At 49.6% G+C, this 15,089-nt stretch carries 16 protein-coding genes, 1 tRNA gene and 1 pseudogene; 16 read left to right on the top strand and 2 right to left on the bottom strand.

Annotated features, from left to right (window positions below; genetic code table 11):
• From IQ22_RS22230 to IQ22_RS22245, 5 genes are all read left to right on the top strand, one after another.
• A partial coding sequence (locus tag IQ22_RS22230) for a DUF2514 family protein (RefSeq protein WP_145146003.1) occupies positions 1 to 519 on the top strand: 519 nt, incomplete at its 5' end.
• 338 nt (positions 520 to 857) lie between these two features.
• Positions 858 to 1,964 carry a hypothetical protein gene (locus tag IQ22_RS22235; protein WP_145146004.1) on the top strand — a complete coding sequence of 369 codons (1,107 nt, stop codon included), beginning with the start codon at positions 858 to 860 and terminating at the stop codon, positions 1,962 to 1,964.
• Positions 1,965 to 2,032: 68 nt separating this feature from the next.
• On the top strand, positions 2,033 to 2,182 hold the full coding sequence (locus IQ22_RS23245) for a hypothetical protein (protein ID WP_158635479.1): 150 nt from the start codon (positions 2,033 to 2,035) through the stop codon (positions 2,180 to 2,182).
• Positions 2,183 to 2,187: 5 nt separating this feature from the next.
• A complete protein-coding gene (locus tag IQ22_RS22240; protein WP_158635480.1) occupies positions 2,188 to 2,847 on the top strand; it encodes a glycosyl hydrolase family 28-related protein in 660 nt (219 codons plus the stop codon).
• On the top strand, positions 2,793 to 3,485 hold the full coding sequence (locus tag IQ22_RS22245) for a hypothetical protein (protein ID WP_145146006.1): 693 nt from the start codon (positions 2,793 to 2,795) through the stop codon (positions 3,483 to 3,485). Before IQ22_RS22240 ends, IQ22_RS22245 begins: the two co-directional genes overlap by 55 nt.
• Positions 3,486 to 3,818: 333 nt before the next feature.
• Here IQ22_RS22245 and IQ22_RS22250 read toward each other — a convergent pair whose 3' ends face one another.
• Positions 3,819 to 4,445: a CatB-related O-acetyltransferase gene (locus IQ22_RS22250; protein WP_145146007.1), complete on the bottom strand. Its 627-nt coding sequence runs from the start codon at positions 4,443 to 4,445 to the stop codon at positions 3,819 to 3,821.
• Between the two features lie 396 nt (positions 4,446 to 4,841).
• Between IQ22_RS22250 and IQ22_RS22255 the strand changes: the two genes are divergently transcribed.
• The 10 genes from IQ22_RS22255 (at position 4,842) to IQ22_RS22300 (ending at position 13,162) form a co-directional block, all read left to right on the top strand.
• Positions 4,842 to 5,045, top strand: coding sequence for a hypothetical protein (locus IQ22_RS22255; protein WP_145146008.1), 204 nt, complete (start codon positions 4,842 to 4,844; stop codon positions 5,043 to 5,045).
• A gap of 729 nt (positions 5,046 to 5,774) precedes the next feature.
• Entirely contained in the window at positions 5,775 to 7,697 is a 1,923-nt protein-coding gene (gene thrS, locus IQ22_RS22260) for a threonine--tRNA ligase (RefSeq protein WP_145146009.1), read from the top strand.
• Entirely contained in the window at positions 7,697 to 8,248 is a 552-nt protein-coding gene (infC, locus tag IQ22_RS22265) for a translation initiation factor IF-3 (RefSeq protein WP_208733691.1), read from the top strand. The genes thrS and infC overlap by 1 nt, the downstream gene beginning before the upstream one ends.
• Before the next feature lie 61 nt (positions 8,249 to 8,309).
• Positions 8,310 to 8,504 carry a 50S ribosomal protein L35 gene (gene rpmI, locus IQ22_RS22270; protein ID WP_010794562.1) on the top strand — a complete coding sequence of 65 codons (195 nt, stop codon included), beginning with the start codon at positions 8,310 to 8,312 and terminating at the stop codon, positions 8,502 to 8,504.
• A gap of 27 nt (positions 8,505 to 8,531) precedes the next feature.
• Positions 8,532 to 8,888 carry a 50S ribosomal protein L20 gene (gene rplT, locus IQ22_RS22275; protein WP_145146011.1) on the top strand — a complete coding sequence of 119 codons (357 nt, stop codon included), beginning with the start codon at positions 8,532 to 8,534 and terminating at the stop codon, positions 8,886 to 8,888.
• A 94-nt stretch (positions 8,889 to 8,982) separates the two neighbouring features.
• Complete coding sequence (gene pheS, locus IQ22_RS22280; protein ID WP_145146012.1) at positions 8,983 to 9,987, top strand: phenylalanine--tRNA ligase subunit alpha; 1,005 nt, start codon at positions 8,983 to 8,985, stop codon at positions 9,985 to 9,987.
• Between the two features lie 18 nt (positions 9,988 to 10,005).
• Positions 10,006 to 12,375 carry a phenylalanine--tRNA ligase subunit beta gene (gene pheT, locus IQ22_RS22285; RefSeq protein ID WP_145146013.1) on the top strand — a complete coding sequence of 790 codons (2,370 nt, stop codon included), beginning with the start codon at positions 10,006 to 10,008 and terminating at the stop codon, positions 12,373 to 12,375.
• 3 nt (positions 12,376 to 12,378) lie between these two features.
• Positions 12,379 to 12,684 carry an integration host factor subunit alpha gene (gene ihfA, locus IQ22_RS22290; RefSeq protein WP_145146014.1) on the top strand — a complete coding sequence of 102 codons (306 nt, stop codon included), beginning with the start codon at positions 12,379 to 12,381 and terminating at the stop codon, positions 12,682 to 12,684.
• Positions 12,662 to 13,018, top strand: a complete 357-nt coding sequence (locus tag IQ22_RS22295) for a MerR family transcriptional regulator (protein ID WP_145146015.1) — start codon at positions 12,662 to 12,664, stop codon at positions 13,016 to 13,018. Before ihfA ends, IQ22_RS22295 begins: the two co-directional genes overlap by 23 nt.
• Positions 13,019 to 13,085: 67 nt before the next feature.
• Positions 13,086 to 13,162 (top strand) — tRNA-Pro (locus IQ22_RS22300).
• A gap of 79 nt (positions 13,163 to 13,241) precedes the next feature.
• Here the strand turns inward: IQ22_RS22300 and IQ22_RS22305 are convergent.
• Positions 13,242 to 14,299: pseudogene (locus IQ22_RS22305) on the bottom strand (tyrosine-type recombinase/integrase); the annotation flags it as partial.
• Between the two features lie 558 nt (positions 14,300 to 14,857).
• On the opposite strand from IQ22_RS22305, the gene IQ22_RS22310 reads away from it, so the two are divergent.
• Positions 14,858 to 15,089, top strand: a 232-nt coding sequence (locus IQ22_RS22310; RefSeq protein ID WP_145146016.1) for a transposase, incomplete at its 3' end; no start/stop codon positions are given.

Genomic DNA, 15,089 nt, shown 5'->3' on the forward strand with positions numbered 1-15,089 from the left:
ACCATCATTCCTGAAGTCCTGATTAAGTGGGCACTGGCTATCGCTATAGCGCTTGGCTGCCTGTTTGGGGCTTACCGATATGGAGTGAACACCACCAATGCCAAGTGGGAAAAGCAACAGAGTGACGCCCAGGCTGCACAGGCAACGCTCAGGGCGACGGAAGAGAGAGAGGCGCGAGCCAAAGAGCAAGCCCGTCAAGCTGAGATAGAGAAGATCAGAACGATGCCCAGAAGCAGATCCAAGCCGCAGAAGCTGATGCTCGTGATGCTGACGCTGCTTCTGAGCGCCTGCGTAAACAGGCAGATCGTCTCGCCCAGTCTGTCCGTAGCTGCCCCAGCAATACCGGAACTGCCAACGGAAGCGAGACAAAGCCCGACCCCAGCGTTTTGCTTGCCAACGTGCTCAGCAGCATTGATGCAAGAGCGGGAGAGTTGGCTAAAGAAGCTGACCGAGCTAGAGCCGCTGGCCTTGCCTGCGAGCGTGCTTTCGATTCAATCCGAAACAACCAATAACCCATAGGCCAGTGACCGAGTTCTGTTGTCCGGCGCGGCAATCAAGCGAGGAAAAGTTACATGGCCGGTATAACGGTAGCATCCCAAGAGGATTTGCTTGATCTAGCAAAGCGCATAGAAACGCTTGAGGCTGCGATTAAGGCAGCAAACGCCCCAACAGTGACAGTTCCGTTAGCGCTTCTACGCAGCAGCATCTGAATATCGACTTTGTAGGGCAGGGTAAGTCCACGATCCTAGTCAAAACAACGACCGGCCCACTATTCCAAGGGCGCGGCCTGATTCATGACGTGAGCTTCAGAAACTTTATCGTCACTGATGCCGTAACAACCTCCACCGCTGCGACGAATGCCGTCTTACTTCCCTGGCGGAAAAAGCGACAGTATCTACGAGAACATTTTTTACCAGAACACTCGCGGAACGAGCGGGGCGCCAAAAGGGGGCAGCTTCTACTACTGCGCGCCGAATACCTATAACGATGGGGTGAACTTCAACAACTGCTATGCATATTGCACTTATGGTTATGCGATAGGGAAGGGAGGCTCAATCTTCTGGAATGGTGGGCGGGTAGTGGGTGTTTACTCGTCAACTGGCGATACCGCTGCACGTGGCTATGGCGTTTTGTTGAGCGGTGGTAATGGAAGCTGCTGGCTAAACAATATCGATTTTATCAGCCACTATCGTGGCATCTGGACTGTACAGGACAGCGCTGCTGGCTCTAACCGGGAAGTCTTCCTTGATGCCGCCTGTGTCGATAGCTGCTTTATTGGCCTGCATGTCACTGACAGCTGTTACCTCTCGTGGACTGATGTTTGGGCTGCATCCTGTGATAGCTCGTGCATCGACGTGAGCTTTACCGGGGATGGGGTTATCACGCTGACGGGTGGGACGATTTTTAACGCTGGAGCGATTGGCTTAATCAGCACGACCGCACGAGCCATGTCGATCAACCAGTATGGGCGGGTCGATATTGACGGGGTGACGGTTCGAAATAACGTCCGCGGCATTGAAGTGCTGAACTCAGCCCGGACGCTGCCAGTAAATATTCAGGGCGGCACTTTCTACGCCAACGCGACAACTGACGTTTTGTTCAACTCCTACACCAACGTTTACGACAATATCTTCGAAGATCCCAAGGTTATTGGTGACTCGTCAAACACAAACGGCTCATGGCGGATTCGGGGCAATAAAGGTATTAACGGTAAATGGGCCCAACCCGTTGCTGGCATCGCTGCCCCAGCATGGTCAGGCACAAGTTACGTCAACAACACAGGCTTCGATCTTGAAATCTATCTGCGTGAAGGCTCGGTAACTTCCGTTAGCTGTGACGGAAACCCTGTTCTTGTGTATACAGCCAACACCCCTGTAACGGGCTTGAGCGTGACGGTTCCTGCCGGAGCAACCCTTGCCTATGTAGGCGCAACTGCCCCAGCCATGGCGGTGCTCTGGCTGTAAACCACCCCTAATACCGAACTAGACACGGCCTTTGACGCTGTGGGCCTTTGCTCGTCTGGAGAATGTGCATGACCTATTACAAAACTGAAAATCCGCTGGGCTCGATGGACCCGCGAGATATGTATGACAACGCTAACGTTCTGGATAACATCGTCAACGGTGATCTGGACGTTTACTTTGATCGGCTCGGAAATCCACGTAAGTCAGTCAATATCTAATTGAGTTGAACCAGACCCTTGGTTGCGAACTTGCTGATAGTGAGTCAGACGACAAGGGCGCTGAGCTGATTGGATATAAAGGAAGGACTGTTCGTGACAAGCTAGATGAGGTTATCAGCGTAAAAGACTACGGCGCTAAGGGGGACGGTATAACTGATGACACTACGGCAATCCAGGCGGCACTGAACATTGGAAAGGCCGTATTCTTCCCTGAAGGAGATTACCGGGTTACAGCAGGGCTAGCTCTACCTGATGGCCATGTATGTATAACAGGTGCTGGCCCGCGTAAAAGCCGTTTACTTGTCAATCATACAAGTACGGTGATTAGCTATACCAGCACGCACAGACGCAGGCAGGCTGTGTTTAAGGATTTTAGTTTTGTCGCTGTTAACGCTGGCAGCACACTGGCTCTCAATGTTGTTTTTCCTGTAACCACAGGTCTGGACCAGATACAGCTAATCGTCGAAAACGTATCTGTTTCAATCGAGAGCGGGGGCGTATGGGCGCAGGGTGGTATACGTTGCGAGAATGTCACGAACTCAATTTTCTCAAAGTTCGTAATGACGGGCACCTACGCAACAACCCAGTACGGCATCTCGCTTGAAGGGCAGTGCTTGAATTCAACTATATCTCAGTCGCGTTCTACCTTTTGCAAAATGGCGTAAAAGTGGGTGGCACAAGCGAAGGGCTTACTCTTTCCGAAGTTGCGATTGTAAGTGTGCGTAATGGAATCAATGCACAGTCGTCCGGCTATGAACCGTGGCTAGCTCTGTCGAACGTGCATATCAACGCAACCGAGCGGTGCATCAAGACGGTGAATAGGTCAGAGATTACTATCAATAACTGCCTGCTCTACGCAACATCGGCGTTTAGCGATACTACAGACTGGGCTGCTATTGAGATAGGATCGTCTGGAGCTGTTCAGACTACCTACGTTCAGATAAATAATACGCAGCTCAACAAGTCATCTTTTACCGGCGCGACTTCAGGGATCATTATTAACAACGCTCAATGGGTAGAGATCAATAACTGCATCTTTGGCCCTATGGGAGTAGGTATCGCGCTCACAAGCGTAACGAACTATAAGCTTTCCCCGAATACGTTATTCAATAACGTTACTTCACCTTTAACTGTTGATGGCCTTCCATGTAGTGTTTTGCTAAATATGGACTATTCGGTCAAGCCTCAAAACGCCTTCACAATACAAGGAGCTGTATCAGGATTTTCGCCTGTTTTTAGCGTAACAGGCGTTGATACAAATATTGGGCTGAACATTTCTGCCAAGGGGGAATGCACCTGTTAGTCTTTTGTGTGCAGGACAAGGCGTTGCCTTTAGAGCAATTGCGCCCGCCAGTTCGGTTAATCGAGTGCGGGCCGTTGCTTCAGCGACGGGAAGCCCTGTTCAACTTCAGGCCGAAGGTTCTGATGCTAATATCGACTTACTGCTTGCTCCTGCTGGGGCAGGGTACGTTAGAATTGGGACGCATACAGCAAGCGCAGATGCAGCAATTACAGGATTTATAATAATCAAGGATGCTGCAGGAAACTTAAGAAAATTGGCAGTGATTAGCTAAATACTGTAAGAGAAGCGGCTTCCTCATAGGACAGGAGCCGCTTTCTATAAAGACAAAGTAAATCAAGATCCAAGCATGGGCTTCAGTGTTTTTATCATTTCTATTGAGCGCTTTACGTCATTTCTTGGAAGAATCGCAACGATTCCCGGCTTAAGATCCCACCACTTAATCTCAAGCAATTCATCAATGATTTCTTGGTCGAAACGTTTTTTGATGAACTTTGCAGGAATACCACCATAAACCGTATACGGTGGTACGTCAGAGACAACCACAGCCCCCGCTGCAATGATCGCACCATCTCCAATTGTGACGCCTGACAGAACTGTAACCCCACACCCAAGCCAGACATCATTCCCTATCATTGTAGGGCCATGCGCCACGAATTGATGATTGGAAGACATGCTTAAAGCGGGATGGCTTGCAAAGTATCCTTTAAAATTTCCTTGGACGCATAACCAGTCTGCAGGATGATTAGCAACGCCAATTTCGCAATTTCTGGCAATGATGCTGTACTTTCCAATCGTTGTATGCCCATACACTACTGTATAGGCATTAATGAACGAGAACTCTGAGATCGTAGTCCCTGCTTGAATTTCAACGAATTTAGATATGTTGACTGGATGCTTAATTGTAGCGTTTGGGTTGATTTCTGCATTCGGCGCGATTGTTGAGTACTGTTGTTCAGACATTACTTAAGCTCTATTGCTGGTTTTTGTGGGAGCGCTGCGTCTTGAACATATATAACAAACGAAAGCGATTTGAATAGTTTTATCGTGCATTGAATAAGAGTGGACGCTCAATGAGCTCATGAGCGGGATGGAGAAGGGGAATATGCAGGAAAAGCCCTAGGGAATTTTTCGGGGATTGGCTATTTACCGTTAGGCTTGGGTAGGCATCGTTTGCAGCGAGAGTCGACCTAAACGCCTGATTTTATGTGTGTTTCCTTGCTCCTGCGTGCATGGGGTGCAAGAGCGCTAAAGATGTTCAAGCAAAAATAACGTGATGGATTTCCCACTCTAAGGTTGAGCGGCTCGACTGATGGCAATACAGTGGCGCCGCCAAATACAATGGGAAGGAGATTCCGCATGAATTTTATCAAGAGCCTGGCAGTCGTAGCACTTTTTGGTTCGCTTACCGGCTGTGTTGTCCAGAGCACTTATAGCAAGACAGTAACGGTTACAAAGGATGAGACGGGGAGAGTTATCCAGACAGTAGAAAGCGAGACCGTTACCCAGCCCGCTCAAGGCTACCCGATCAAATTACAGCTAGTAAAAGGCGTTCAGCCCTAACTGGTGCTTAGTAGATGTGTCCAGGCAATGATGGCTGGCGGCATTTTGTTGCACCAATCCCTTGAATGGTTAACTTTCATAACCAATTAAGGGCGGTCCGCAATTATTTTGGACCCCTTGCTACCGCTGGGCTAGAATGGATCAAATTTTGACGGTTTGCGGACCGGAAATAGGCCTGAAAGCCCTATAGATACTGGATTTCTCTCAGAACTTAAAATCCCTCGGAGGAAACTCCGTGCCGGTTCGATTCCGGCTCCGGGTACCATCTATATCAAGGGCTTGGCTGTAATGGCTAGGCCCTTTTTATTTCTAAGCTTTTAACTGATTAAAGTCTTTGCCTTAAGTTAGGGATTGGTGATTTGCTGCTCTTAAGCGCCGGCATCACTGCACAAAATTTAAGGTAGCGTTAGTGTCTGGAAATTCTTATTGATCTGGCTGCTGTGAAAGGTGCTTCGCAAGGCATGCTTCAAGCTAGAGAAGTAAGAGTCGTTATAATCTGCATAATTTTATATTATGCTTCGTAATCTATAGGCTGCCGTTTGCTTATAGCAAGCGTGCCTTAGAATAGGTACCTGCATTTTTCATTTCCAGTGATCTTTCATCGTTCAATCGAAAGGTAACCAGAGCCTGCCATTGTTGGGCGGGATATTCGATTACGACGCTGTAGCTTACTGGCTCATCCTAGCCATGTGGCCCTTGGTATGGGTCACCACTGATAGAGGAGGCGCCATGCCCACTATTACTCTTCCAGACGGTAGTCAACGCTCATTTGATCGTCCCATTACAGTGCTTGACGTAGCGCAGTCCATTGGCGCTGGGTTAGCTAAGGCAACCTTGGCTGGCAAAGTTAATGGTCGTCTTGTCGATGCCTGTGATTTAATCGAGCAAGATGCTAGTGTGCAAATTATTACGCCTAAAGACGAGGAGGGGCTTGAGATTATTCGCCACTCCTGTGCTCATCTGGTTGGGCATGCCGTTAAGCAGTTGTTTCCAACAGCTAAAATGGTTATTGGGCCTGTTATCGATGAGGGCTTTTACTATGACATCTCTTATGAGCGCCCATTTACGCTAGAAGATCTGGCTTCTATCGAATCGCGAATGCATGAGCTGATTAGCAAAGATTATGACGTCATTAAAGAAATGGCGTCGCGTGAGCGCGTTATAGAGGTGTTCAAAGCCCGTGGAGAGGAGTACAAGCTGCGTCTGATTGAAGATATGCCGGGCGAAAAAGCTATGGGGCTTTATCATCATGAAGAATATGTCGACATGTGTCGTGGTCCGCACGTGCCGAATACGCGTTTTCTCAAGGCTTTTAAGCTGACCAAGCTTTCAGGTGCTTATTGGCGGGGTGATTCTAAGAATGAACAACTCCAGCGTATCTATGGAACTGCATGGGCCGATAAAAAGCAGTTAGCGGCATATATTCAGCGTATTGAAGAAGCTGAAAAGCGAGACCATCGAAAGCTGGGTAAGCGCCTTGATTTGTTCCATACCCAGGAAGAAGCTCCGGGAATGGTCTTCTGGCACCCTAACGGCTGGATGATCTATCAAACGCTAGAACAGTATATGCGGCGTGTTCAGCATGAAAATGGGTACTCTGAGATTCGTACTCCTCAGGTTGTTGACCGCTCACTGTGGGAAAAGTCAGGCCATTGGGCGAATTATGCTGACAATATGTTTACCACAGAGTCGGAAAGCCGTGATTATGCAATCAAGCCGATGAACTGTCCTTGCCATGTCCAAGTCTTCAATCAAGGGCTTAAAAGTTATAAAGAGCTTCCCTTGCGGCTGGCTGAGTTTGGAGCGTGTCATCGAAACGAGCCTTCCGGCTCTTTACACGGGATTATGCGTGTAAGAGGCTTTACTCAGGATGATGCGCATATCTTTTGCACTGAAGAGCAGATGCAGGTAGAGGCGGCGGCTTTTATTAAGCTAACCCTTGCTGTTTATGCGGATTTCGGCTTTACCGATATTCAGCTTAAGCTGTCGACTCGTCCGGAAAAGCGTGTAGGTTCCGATGAATTATGGGATCGTGCTGAGTCTGCTTTGGCTTCGGCACTGGATAGCGCAGGTCTTCGTTACGACTTACAGCCAGGCGAAGGCGCTTTTTATGGGCCTAAGATTGAGTTTTCCTTAAAGGATTGCCTTGGTCGTGTTTGGCAATGTGGAACTCTTCAGCTTGATTTTAACCTGCCCACACGCTTGGGGGCGGAATATGTAAGCGAAGATAATAGCCGTAAGCATCCAGTCATGCTACATCGTGCTATTCTTGGCTCCTTCGAGCGATTCATTGGTATATTGATCGAGCATTACGAGGGATCTTTCCCGGCGTGGCTCGCTCCAATACAAGCTGTAGTGATGAATATCACTGACAAGCAAGCCAATTTCGCTAATGAAGTAGTAGGAATATTGGATCAAAATGGTTTCCGTGCTAAAGCCGACTTGAGAAACGAGAAAATCGGTTTTAAAATTCGCGAGCATACATTGCTCAAGGTTCCTTATCTCTTGGTTATAGGGGATCGGGAAGTTGAATCAAGAGCCGTAGCTGTTCGTACGCGTGAAGGTGCTGATTTAGGTTCGATGCCTATCGCAAACTTCCAAGAGCTTCTAGCTCAAGTAGTGGCACGGCGCGGTCGACAAGAATTGGAGTAATCATTATTAAGCGTGAAATGAGACAGGATAAGCGAACTCAACCAAAACCTCCGATCAATGAGAATATCTCGGCTCGCGAAGTTCGGTTGATTGGTGCTGACGGCCAACAGATTGGCGTCGTCTCGATTGATGAAGCGCTACGCGCTGCTGAAGAATCCAAGTTGGACTTGGTGGAAATCTCCGCCGACGCGGTGCCTCCAGTGTGCCGTATCATGGATTATGGCAAGCATCTTTTCGAGAAGAAGAAGCAAACCGCAGCAGCGAAAAAGAACCAGAAACAGGTTCAGATAAAAGAAATCAAGTTTCGTCCAGGGACGGAAGAAGGGGATTACCAGGTAAAACTACGCAACCTGGTACGTTTCCTTAATGAGGGGGACAAGGCCAAGGTATCCTTGCGATTCCGTGGTCGAGAGATGGCTCACCAGGAGCTGGGCATGGAACTGTTGAAGCGGGTTGAGACTGACCTGTCAGAATACGGTGCCGTTGAGCAGCATCCTAAGATGGAAGGACGCCAGCTAATCATGGTCATCGCCCCCAAAAAGAAAAAGTAATCTCCAGGGCACTGGCAGGCCTTGCGGTTATGCGTAATCACTCAATGCGGAGTATATGAACATGCCAAAGATGAAAACTAAGAGTGGCGCGGCGAAGCGTTTTAAGAAAACCGCTTCCGGCTACAAGCACAAGCACGCGTTCAAGAGCCATATCTTGACCAAAATGACCACCAAGCGTAAGCGCCAGCTGCGTGGTACATCTCTGATGCACCCGTCCGACGTTCAAAAAGTCGAGCGCATGCTGCGCGTTCGTTAATTGGTCAAAAAGGTAGAGGTATAACTCATGGCTCGTGTTAAGCGTGGCGTAATTGCTCGTCGTCGTCATAAGAAAATTCTGAAGCTCGCTAAAGGTTATTACGGTGCTCGCTCGCGCGTGTTCCGTGTTGCCAAGCAGGCTGTGATCAAGGCAGGCCAATATGCCTATCGTGACCGCCGTCAGCGCAAGCGTCAGTTCCGCGCACTCTGGATTGCCCGTATCAATGCTGGTGCTCGTCTAAACGGTCTGTCTTACAGCCGTCTGATTGCTGGCTTGAAAAAGGCTTCCATTGAGATCGACCGTAAAGTGCTGGCCGATCTGGCGGTAAACGAAAAAGTAGCGTTTGCTGCTATTGTCGAGAAAGCTAAAGCTTCTTTGGCTTAAGCCCCACGGCAATTTGGGTCTCGGCCCAGCGGTAACGTCACCAATAGGGGAAGGGCCTAAAGCTCTTCCCCTATTTTGTATCTGGAGTCGGTGAATGGAAAACCTGGAGGCATTGGTCAGCCAAGCGTTGGAGGCCGTGCAGCACACTGAAGACACGACTGTTCTCGAGCAGCTACGGGTCAGCTACCTGGGCAAAAAAGGTGAACTCACCCAGGTTATGAAGACGCTAGGTAATTTGCCTGCAGAAGAGCGGCCAAAGGTTGGTGCGCTGATTAATGCAGCTAAAGAACGTGTACAGGATGCTCTAAACGCGCGTAAGCAGTTTCTAGAAGAGGTAGCCCTGTCTGAAAAGCTTGCAGCAGAGCGTATTGACGTAACTCTGCCTGGGCGGGGCCAGGTTTCTGGCGGGCTGCATCCTATTACGCGTACGTTAGAGCGTATTGAAAGACTTTTTACCGGTATCGGTTATAGCGTCGCTGAAGGGCCAGAAATCGAAGACGATTATTATAACTTCGAAGCGCTCAATATTCCGGGGCATCACCCGGCTCGTGCTATGCACGATACGTTCTATTTTGATGCAACTCGCTTGCTGCGTACTCATACGTCACCGGTGCAGATTCGAGTCATGGAACAGCAGAAGCCTCCGATTCGTATCATTTGCCCAGGCCGTGTTTACCGTTGCGACTCTGATCAGACCCACTCGCCTATGTTTCATCAGGTTGAAGGTCTTGTAATTGATGAGAAAGTCAGCTTCGCTGATCTTAAAAGTACTATTGTAGGCTTTTTGCGTGAGTTTTTTGAGGAGGATTTAGAAGTCCGCTTCAGGCCATCTTATTTTCCGTTTACCGAGCCCTCAGCCGAGGTTGATATCCAGCGACGCGTAAACAAGAACGGTCAACTAACTCCTAGTTGGCTGGAGGTCTTGGGCTGCGGAATGGTGCACCCTCATGTATTAGAAATGGCTGGTATCGATCCTGAGAAATATCAGGGTTTCGCATTTGGTATGGGCGTAGAACGCTTGGCCATGTTGCGTTACGGTGTAAATGACTTACGCCTGTTTTTCGATAACGACCTGCGCTTCCTGGCGCAATTTCGCTAGCCTTGAGGGAGTGCATTAATGAAATTCAGTGAACAGTGGCTGAGATCCTGGGTAAATCCTCCTGCGTCACAGGATGAGTTAGTCACCCAATTGTCAATGGCTGGTCTAGAAGTTGATAGCGTTGAGCCGGTAGCCGGTCTTTTTAGCGGTGTAGTAGTTGGTGAGGTGCTTGCAACCGAACGACATCCAGATGCTGATAAATTAAGCGTCTGTCGGATCAGTAATGGTCAAGAAGAGTTCCAGGTTGTATGCGGTGCGCCTAATGTACGTGCTGGTCTGAAAGTTCCTTTCGCTATGATTGGCGCCAAATTGCCTGGCGATTTCACTATCAAAAAAGCCAAGCTGCGGGGTGTTGAGTCCCAAGGCATGTTGTGTTCTGCCAGTGAGTTAAAGGTATCGGATGATAATTCCGGCCTGATGGAGCTGCCATCGGATGCGCCCGTGGGCGCGAGTTTTCGCGACTATTTAAATCTAGATGACGTTTCGATCGAAGTTGATCTGACACCAAACCGTGGTGACTGCCTCTCAATTGCAGGTCTTGCTCGTGAAGTTGGTGCTCTATATGGCGTCCCGGTTCAGGCGCTCGACATACAAACTGTTCCAGCAGCGATTGATGGCGTGTGTCCTGTAGATGTGCTTGAGCCGTCTGCTTGCCCCCGTTATGTCGGGCGAGTACTCAAAGGGGTAGACCTTTCTCGCCCCACGCCATTATGGATGATTGAGCGTCTACGTCGTTCCGGTATCCGCAGTATTGATGCTGCGGTTGATGTAACTAATTATGTAATGCTGGAGTTGGGACAGCCTATGCATGCCTTTGATCTAGGTGAGATTAAGGGCGGTATTCAGGTGCGCTTGGCACGGCCTGAGGAAAAGCTGGCCTTGCTGGATGGGCAAGAAGTTGCCTTACGTGCAGATACCTTAGTAATTGCCGATCACGACCGAGCGCTAGCCATAGCCGGTATCATGGGCGGCGAGCATGGTGGTGTAAGTGCCAAGACCTCAGATCTGTTTTTGGAAAGTGCCTTCTTTGATCCTATTGCTGTAGCTGGCAAGGCGCGGTCTTATGGCCTGCATACCGATTCCTCGCATCGCTTCGAGCGTGGTGTGGATTTCGAACTGCCGCGCCAAGCCATAGAGCGTGCGACTGCGTTGCTGATGAATATAGTGGGCGGTCAGCCAGGCCCTGTATTAGAAGTAATCAGTACAGAGCACTTACCTCACAAAGCCCCGATTACCCTACGTAGCGATCGTATTGAACAGGTATTGGGTCTTCATCTGGAAGCTGAGAAAGTCGAGGGCCTGCTTAAGGGGCTCGGGTTGTTCGTTAAGGCTACAGCTGATAACCAGTGGCAGGTGAGTGTCCCTAGTCATCGCTTTGATATTTCGATCGAAGTGGACCTCATTGAAGAACTGGCGCGTCTTTATGGATATAACCAGCTGCCCGTCCGTTTCCCGCAGGCACGTCTGGCACCTAAAGGCTATGTGGAGGCATGTGCCGAGCTTTCTCAATTCCGGCGCCATCTGGTGGCCCGTGGTTATCAAGAGGTCATCACTTACAGTTTTATTGACGAAAGTACTTTTAAGCTTTTCTCACCAACGTTGAAGCCTGTGCTTTTAGCCAACCCGATTTCCCAAGATATGGCGGCTATGCGTGCTTCCCTTTGGCCTGGGTTGGTTAAGGTGCTGCAGTACAACCTTAACCGTCAGCAAAGTCGTGTTCGCTTATTTGAATCTGGCCTTCGTTTTATTGGCTCACTGGATGCTTTGGTTCAAGAGCGAATGCTGGCCGGCCTGATCTCTGGGCCGCGATTCCCTGAAAGCTGGAGTTCTAGTCGTGAGACGGTCGACTTCTTTGATATCAAAGGAGACGTTGAGGCTTTGTTGAGTGATGGTGAGACCTTCAAGTTCATAGCGGCGGAACATCCTGCCTTGCACCCTGGTCAAACCGCTCGTATTGAGCGAGACGGTAATGTGATCGGCTATGTCGGTGCGCTTCATCCTGAGCTGTTGAAAGCTCTAGATCTGGATCAGCCGGTCTATGTGTTTGAGTTGCTCCTTAGTGAGGCTGAGCAGCGGAAGTTGCCGCGCTTTCAAGAGTTGTCGCGCTATCCAGAAGTGCGTCGTGATCTGGCTATCTTAGTAGATGAAAGTGTTGCTTCGGAAAGGGTGTTATCGGCTATTCGTAGTCAGGCAGGGGAGTATTTAACCGACCTAAGACTGTTTGATGTATATCAAGGCAAAGGCATTGATCCACATAGAAAAAGTCTTGCGGTTGGCTTGACCTGGCAGCATCCATCGCGCACTCTTACTGATGAAGAGATCAACGAAACGACGCATAGTATTCTCGTTTCCCTAGAAGAAAGGTTCAACGCCACGTTAAGGAAATAAAGTATGGGGGCTCTGACGAAAGCTGAAATGGCAGAACGTCTTTATGAAGAGCTTGGCTTGAACAAGCGAGAGGCCAAGGAGTTGGTTGAGCTGTTCTTCGAAGAAATTCGACATGCTCTTGAACATAACGAACAGGTTAAATTATCAGGGTTTGGTAATTTTGATCTGCGAGACAAGCGTCAGCGCCCCGGCCGTAATCCTAAGACAGGTGAGGAAATACCAATCACGGCTCGTAGGGTGGTAACTTTTCGGCCCGGACAGAAGCTTAAGGCTAGGGTAGAGGCTTATGCTGGAACCAAGCCACAATAACGAGTTGCCTGCGATACCAGGTAAGCGCTATTTCACCATTGGTGAAGTGAGTGACCTCTGCTTGGTTAAGCCTCATGTACTTCGGTATTGGGAGCAGGAATTTCCTCAGCTCAATCCTGTAAAGCGCAGAGGTAATCGCCGTTATTATCAGCGGCAAGACGTCATCATGATTCGGCAAATCAGAGCTCTGCTTTATGATCAAGGGTTCACGATTGGCGGTGCGCGCTTACGTCTTTCAGGTGAAGATGCCAAAGACGATACGACTCAGTATCGTCAGTTGATAAAGCAAATGATTGTAGAGCTAGAGGATGTTTTAGGAGTTTTACAAAAATAACTAAAAAAACTTCCATATATCAAAATGTTAGGCTATAATTTTTGACATCCTGTTAAGGGATATGTGTCGGGGCGTAGCGCAGCCTGGTAGCGCACTTGCATGGGGTGCAAGGGGTCGAGTGTTCGAATCACTCCGTCCCGACCAATGAACATCAGCATTAGAGGCCAGTTATAGATACCCGGCCTTTTTTGTGTGCGTGACTTTTTCGTGACTTCTCTTCATTTCATGCCTGCTTCCTCTTCAAAATCGTAAGGACCGGTCCGCGTGAGTCGGTTGCCGATACTCGATTAGCTGCCTCGATTAGCTGTCCTAGCTCTGCGCCGGAGTAGTGGCTGGTGATGCTGCCGTTCTTGTGGCCCAATAGTGCCTTGCGATCTTCCTCGGTTACGCCTGCTGCCCTAAGCCGTCTGCCAAGCGAATGCTTGAGGTCGTGTACGCGAATTGACCGAAACCCAGGGTGAGCGCTGGTCTTGTGTATTTGCTCCCACTTGTCCGCTGCTCTAACCCTGGCCTTCTTCCAGGCACTGTCGTTCATGCGATGCACTGCTGTTGGTCCATTCTGATCTGACACCCCGTAGGGGAATACCCAGATCGGATGCAGGCCGCGCTGACCATCGATAACCGACATTGCCACAGAGTTGAGCACTACCAGTCGCTCGTCTCCATTCTTTACGCCTGAGTTCTCATGGCGCCCACCGAGCCCGGCTGGAATCAGAAATACGCTGGTTCCAATTTCCGGCACCTTGATTTCCCATTCCCATCTCAACTTGCATACTTCCTGCTCCCGGCATCCGGTGTTGACCTTATATAAGGCCATGCGCCTGAGGTGATCGGGTGGTTCAGCAAACAATAACGACTGCTCTTCCCATGACATGGGGTAGGGCTTGCGGCTCGTCTTTTCATCCATCATGGGTGCTGTGTCGAGCCAAGGCCGCATTTCATCGTCCCGCCATTTTCGAGCGCAGAGATTCAAGATCCTGACGACTCGCTGCAGGGCGATGTTTACGGTTCGGTTCGACACAGGCGGCTTGATCTTCCCTATCGAGGTAAATCCCGGCTTTTGCTTATCCTTTATATAAGGAGCAAGTATCGTGTCATTGATGTGCGTAACCGGCAGGTGCCCAATGTACAGATCTAACTGCTCAGGTAGGTTGCGGAAAGCCCAATGGAGGGCTGGTCCTTAAACTCGACCAGAAAGCGGCGTTGCCGCGTCCCGCCATGTCCTGACTCGGCGTACCCCATAAATTTTTCCTGCCTAAGCTGTTCCGGGCGGTAAATCAAATGGGCGTCCACTTCGTATTGGTCGAAGGCTGTGGCCTGAATACCGATTGGAGATTTGCTTATATGAGGCCTTACGGTCTTTTTGAACGCATTGCGTCACATGTCGAGATAATCCGACGCGTCACCGGCTCAGAAAAATCATGAGAGGTAACTGGTTGGCCCATAGCCATTCCTCCTGCAGGACAGGTGTATATAAAGGAAGGGGGAAGGAGTTAGAGTTACAGAGTGCTAAACGAGGCGTGGCTGTATCTATATAAAGTTCAGCAGTTGCTGTCATTGCTAGGGCATTAGGGTGAGGGCTTCAGCATTTATATTGTTGAGATATTCATAACCGTTTGGTCTTCATGGGATAGGCAGGGCGCCAGGCGGTGCGCTTGTTACCAGCTGGATCTAGATTCTGGCGGTTGCTGCTGTCAGCAGGTTTTTCGTTGATAAGTAAGATGGTGGGCAGGGGGTTTATGTCCTGAACAAGCCCCCTGAAACACCGGACACCGTTTTCCCCTTACCATAAGGGATAGGCAAACGGTCGTGTTTATGACTACCAACAAAGACAGACATATTGAAGTGCTCGGCCAAGAGCGGCGTCGCCGTTGGAGCGTCGAGGAAAAGCTCATCATGGTTCGCGAGAGCCTGGAGCCGGGGCAAAGCGTTTCCGTCGTGGCTCGGCGCAACGGCATCAACCCCAACCAGTTATTCCATTGGCGCAAGCTTTATCAGGACGGCAACCTCTCAGCGGTCAGTGCCGGTGAGGCTGTGGTACCGGCTTCGGAGCTGGCCGACGCGATGAAGC

Source organism: Pseudomonas duriflava (assembly GCF_007830155.1).
GTDB classification, from domain to species: Bacteria; Pseudomonadota; Gammaproteobacteria; order Pseudomonadales; family Pseudomonadaceae; genus Chryseomonas; species Chryseomonas duriflava.

What these genes read in the sequence shown, in the direction of transcription:
- IQ22_RS22235 (WP_145146004.1), top strand. Translation starts at nt 858, where the DNA reads ATGCCGTCTTACTTCCCTGGCGGAAAAAGCGACAGTATCTACGAGAAC.
- IQ22_RS23245 (WP_158635479.1), top strand. Translation starts at nt 2,033, where the DNA reads ATGACCTATTACAAAACTGAAAATCCGCTGGGCTCGATGGACCCGCGA.
- IQ22_RS22250 (WP_145146007.1), bottom strand. Translation starts at nt 4,445, where the DNA reads ATGTCTGAACAACAGTACTCAACAATCGCGCCGAATGCAGAAATCAAC.
- IQ22_RS22255 (WP_145146008.1), top strand. Translation starts at nt 4,842, where the DNA reads ATGAATTTTATCAAGAGCCTGGCAGTCGTAGCACTTTTTGGTTCGCTT.
- thrS (WP_145146009.1), top strand. Translation starts at nt 5,775, where the DNA reads ATGCCCACTATTACTCTTCCAGACGGTAGTCAACGCTCATTTGATCGT.
- rpmI (WP_010794562.1), top strand. Translation starts at nt 8,310, where the DNA reads ATGCCAAAGATGAAAACTAAGAGTGGCGCGGCGAAGCGTTTTAAGAAA.
- rplT (WP_145146011.1), top strand. Translation starts at nt 8,532, where the DNA reads ATGGCTCGTGTTAAGCGTGGCGTAATTGCTCGTCGTCGTCATAAGAAA.
- pheS (WP_145146012.1), top strand. Translation starts at nt 8,983, where the DNA reads ATGGAAAACCTGGAGGCATTGGTCAGCCAAGCGTTGGAGGCCGTGCAG.
- pheT (WP_145146013.1), top strand. Translation starts at nt 10,006, where the DNA reads ATGAAATTCAGTGAACAGTGGCTGAGATCCTGGGTAAATCCTCCTGCG.
- ihfA (WP_145146014.1), top strand. Translation starts at nt 12,379, where the DNA reads ATGGGGGCTCTGACGAAAGCTGAAATGGCAGAACGTCTTTATGAAGAG.
- IQ22_RS22295 (WP_145146015.1), top strand. Translation starts at nt 12,662, where the DNA reads ATGCTGGAACCAAGCCACAATAACGAGTTGCCTGCGATACCAGGTAAG.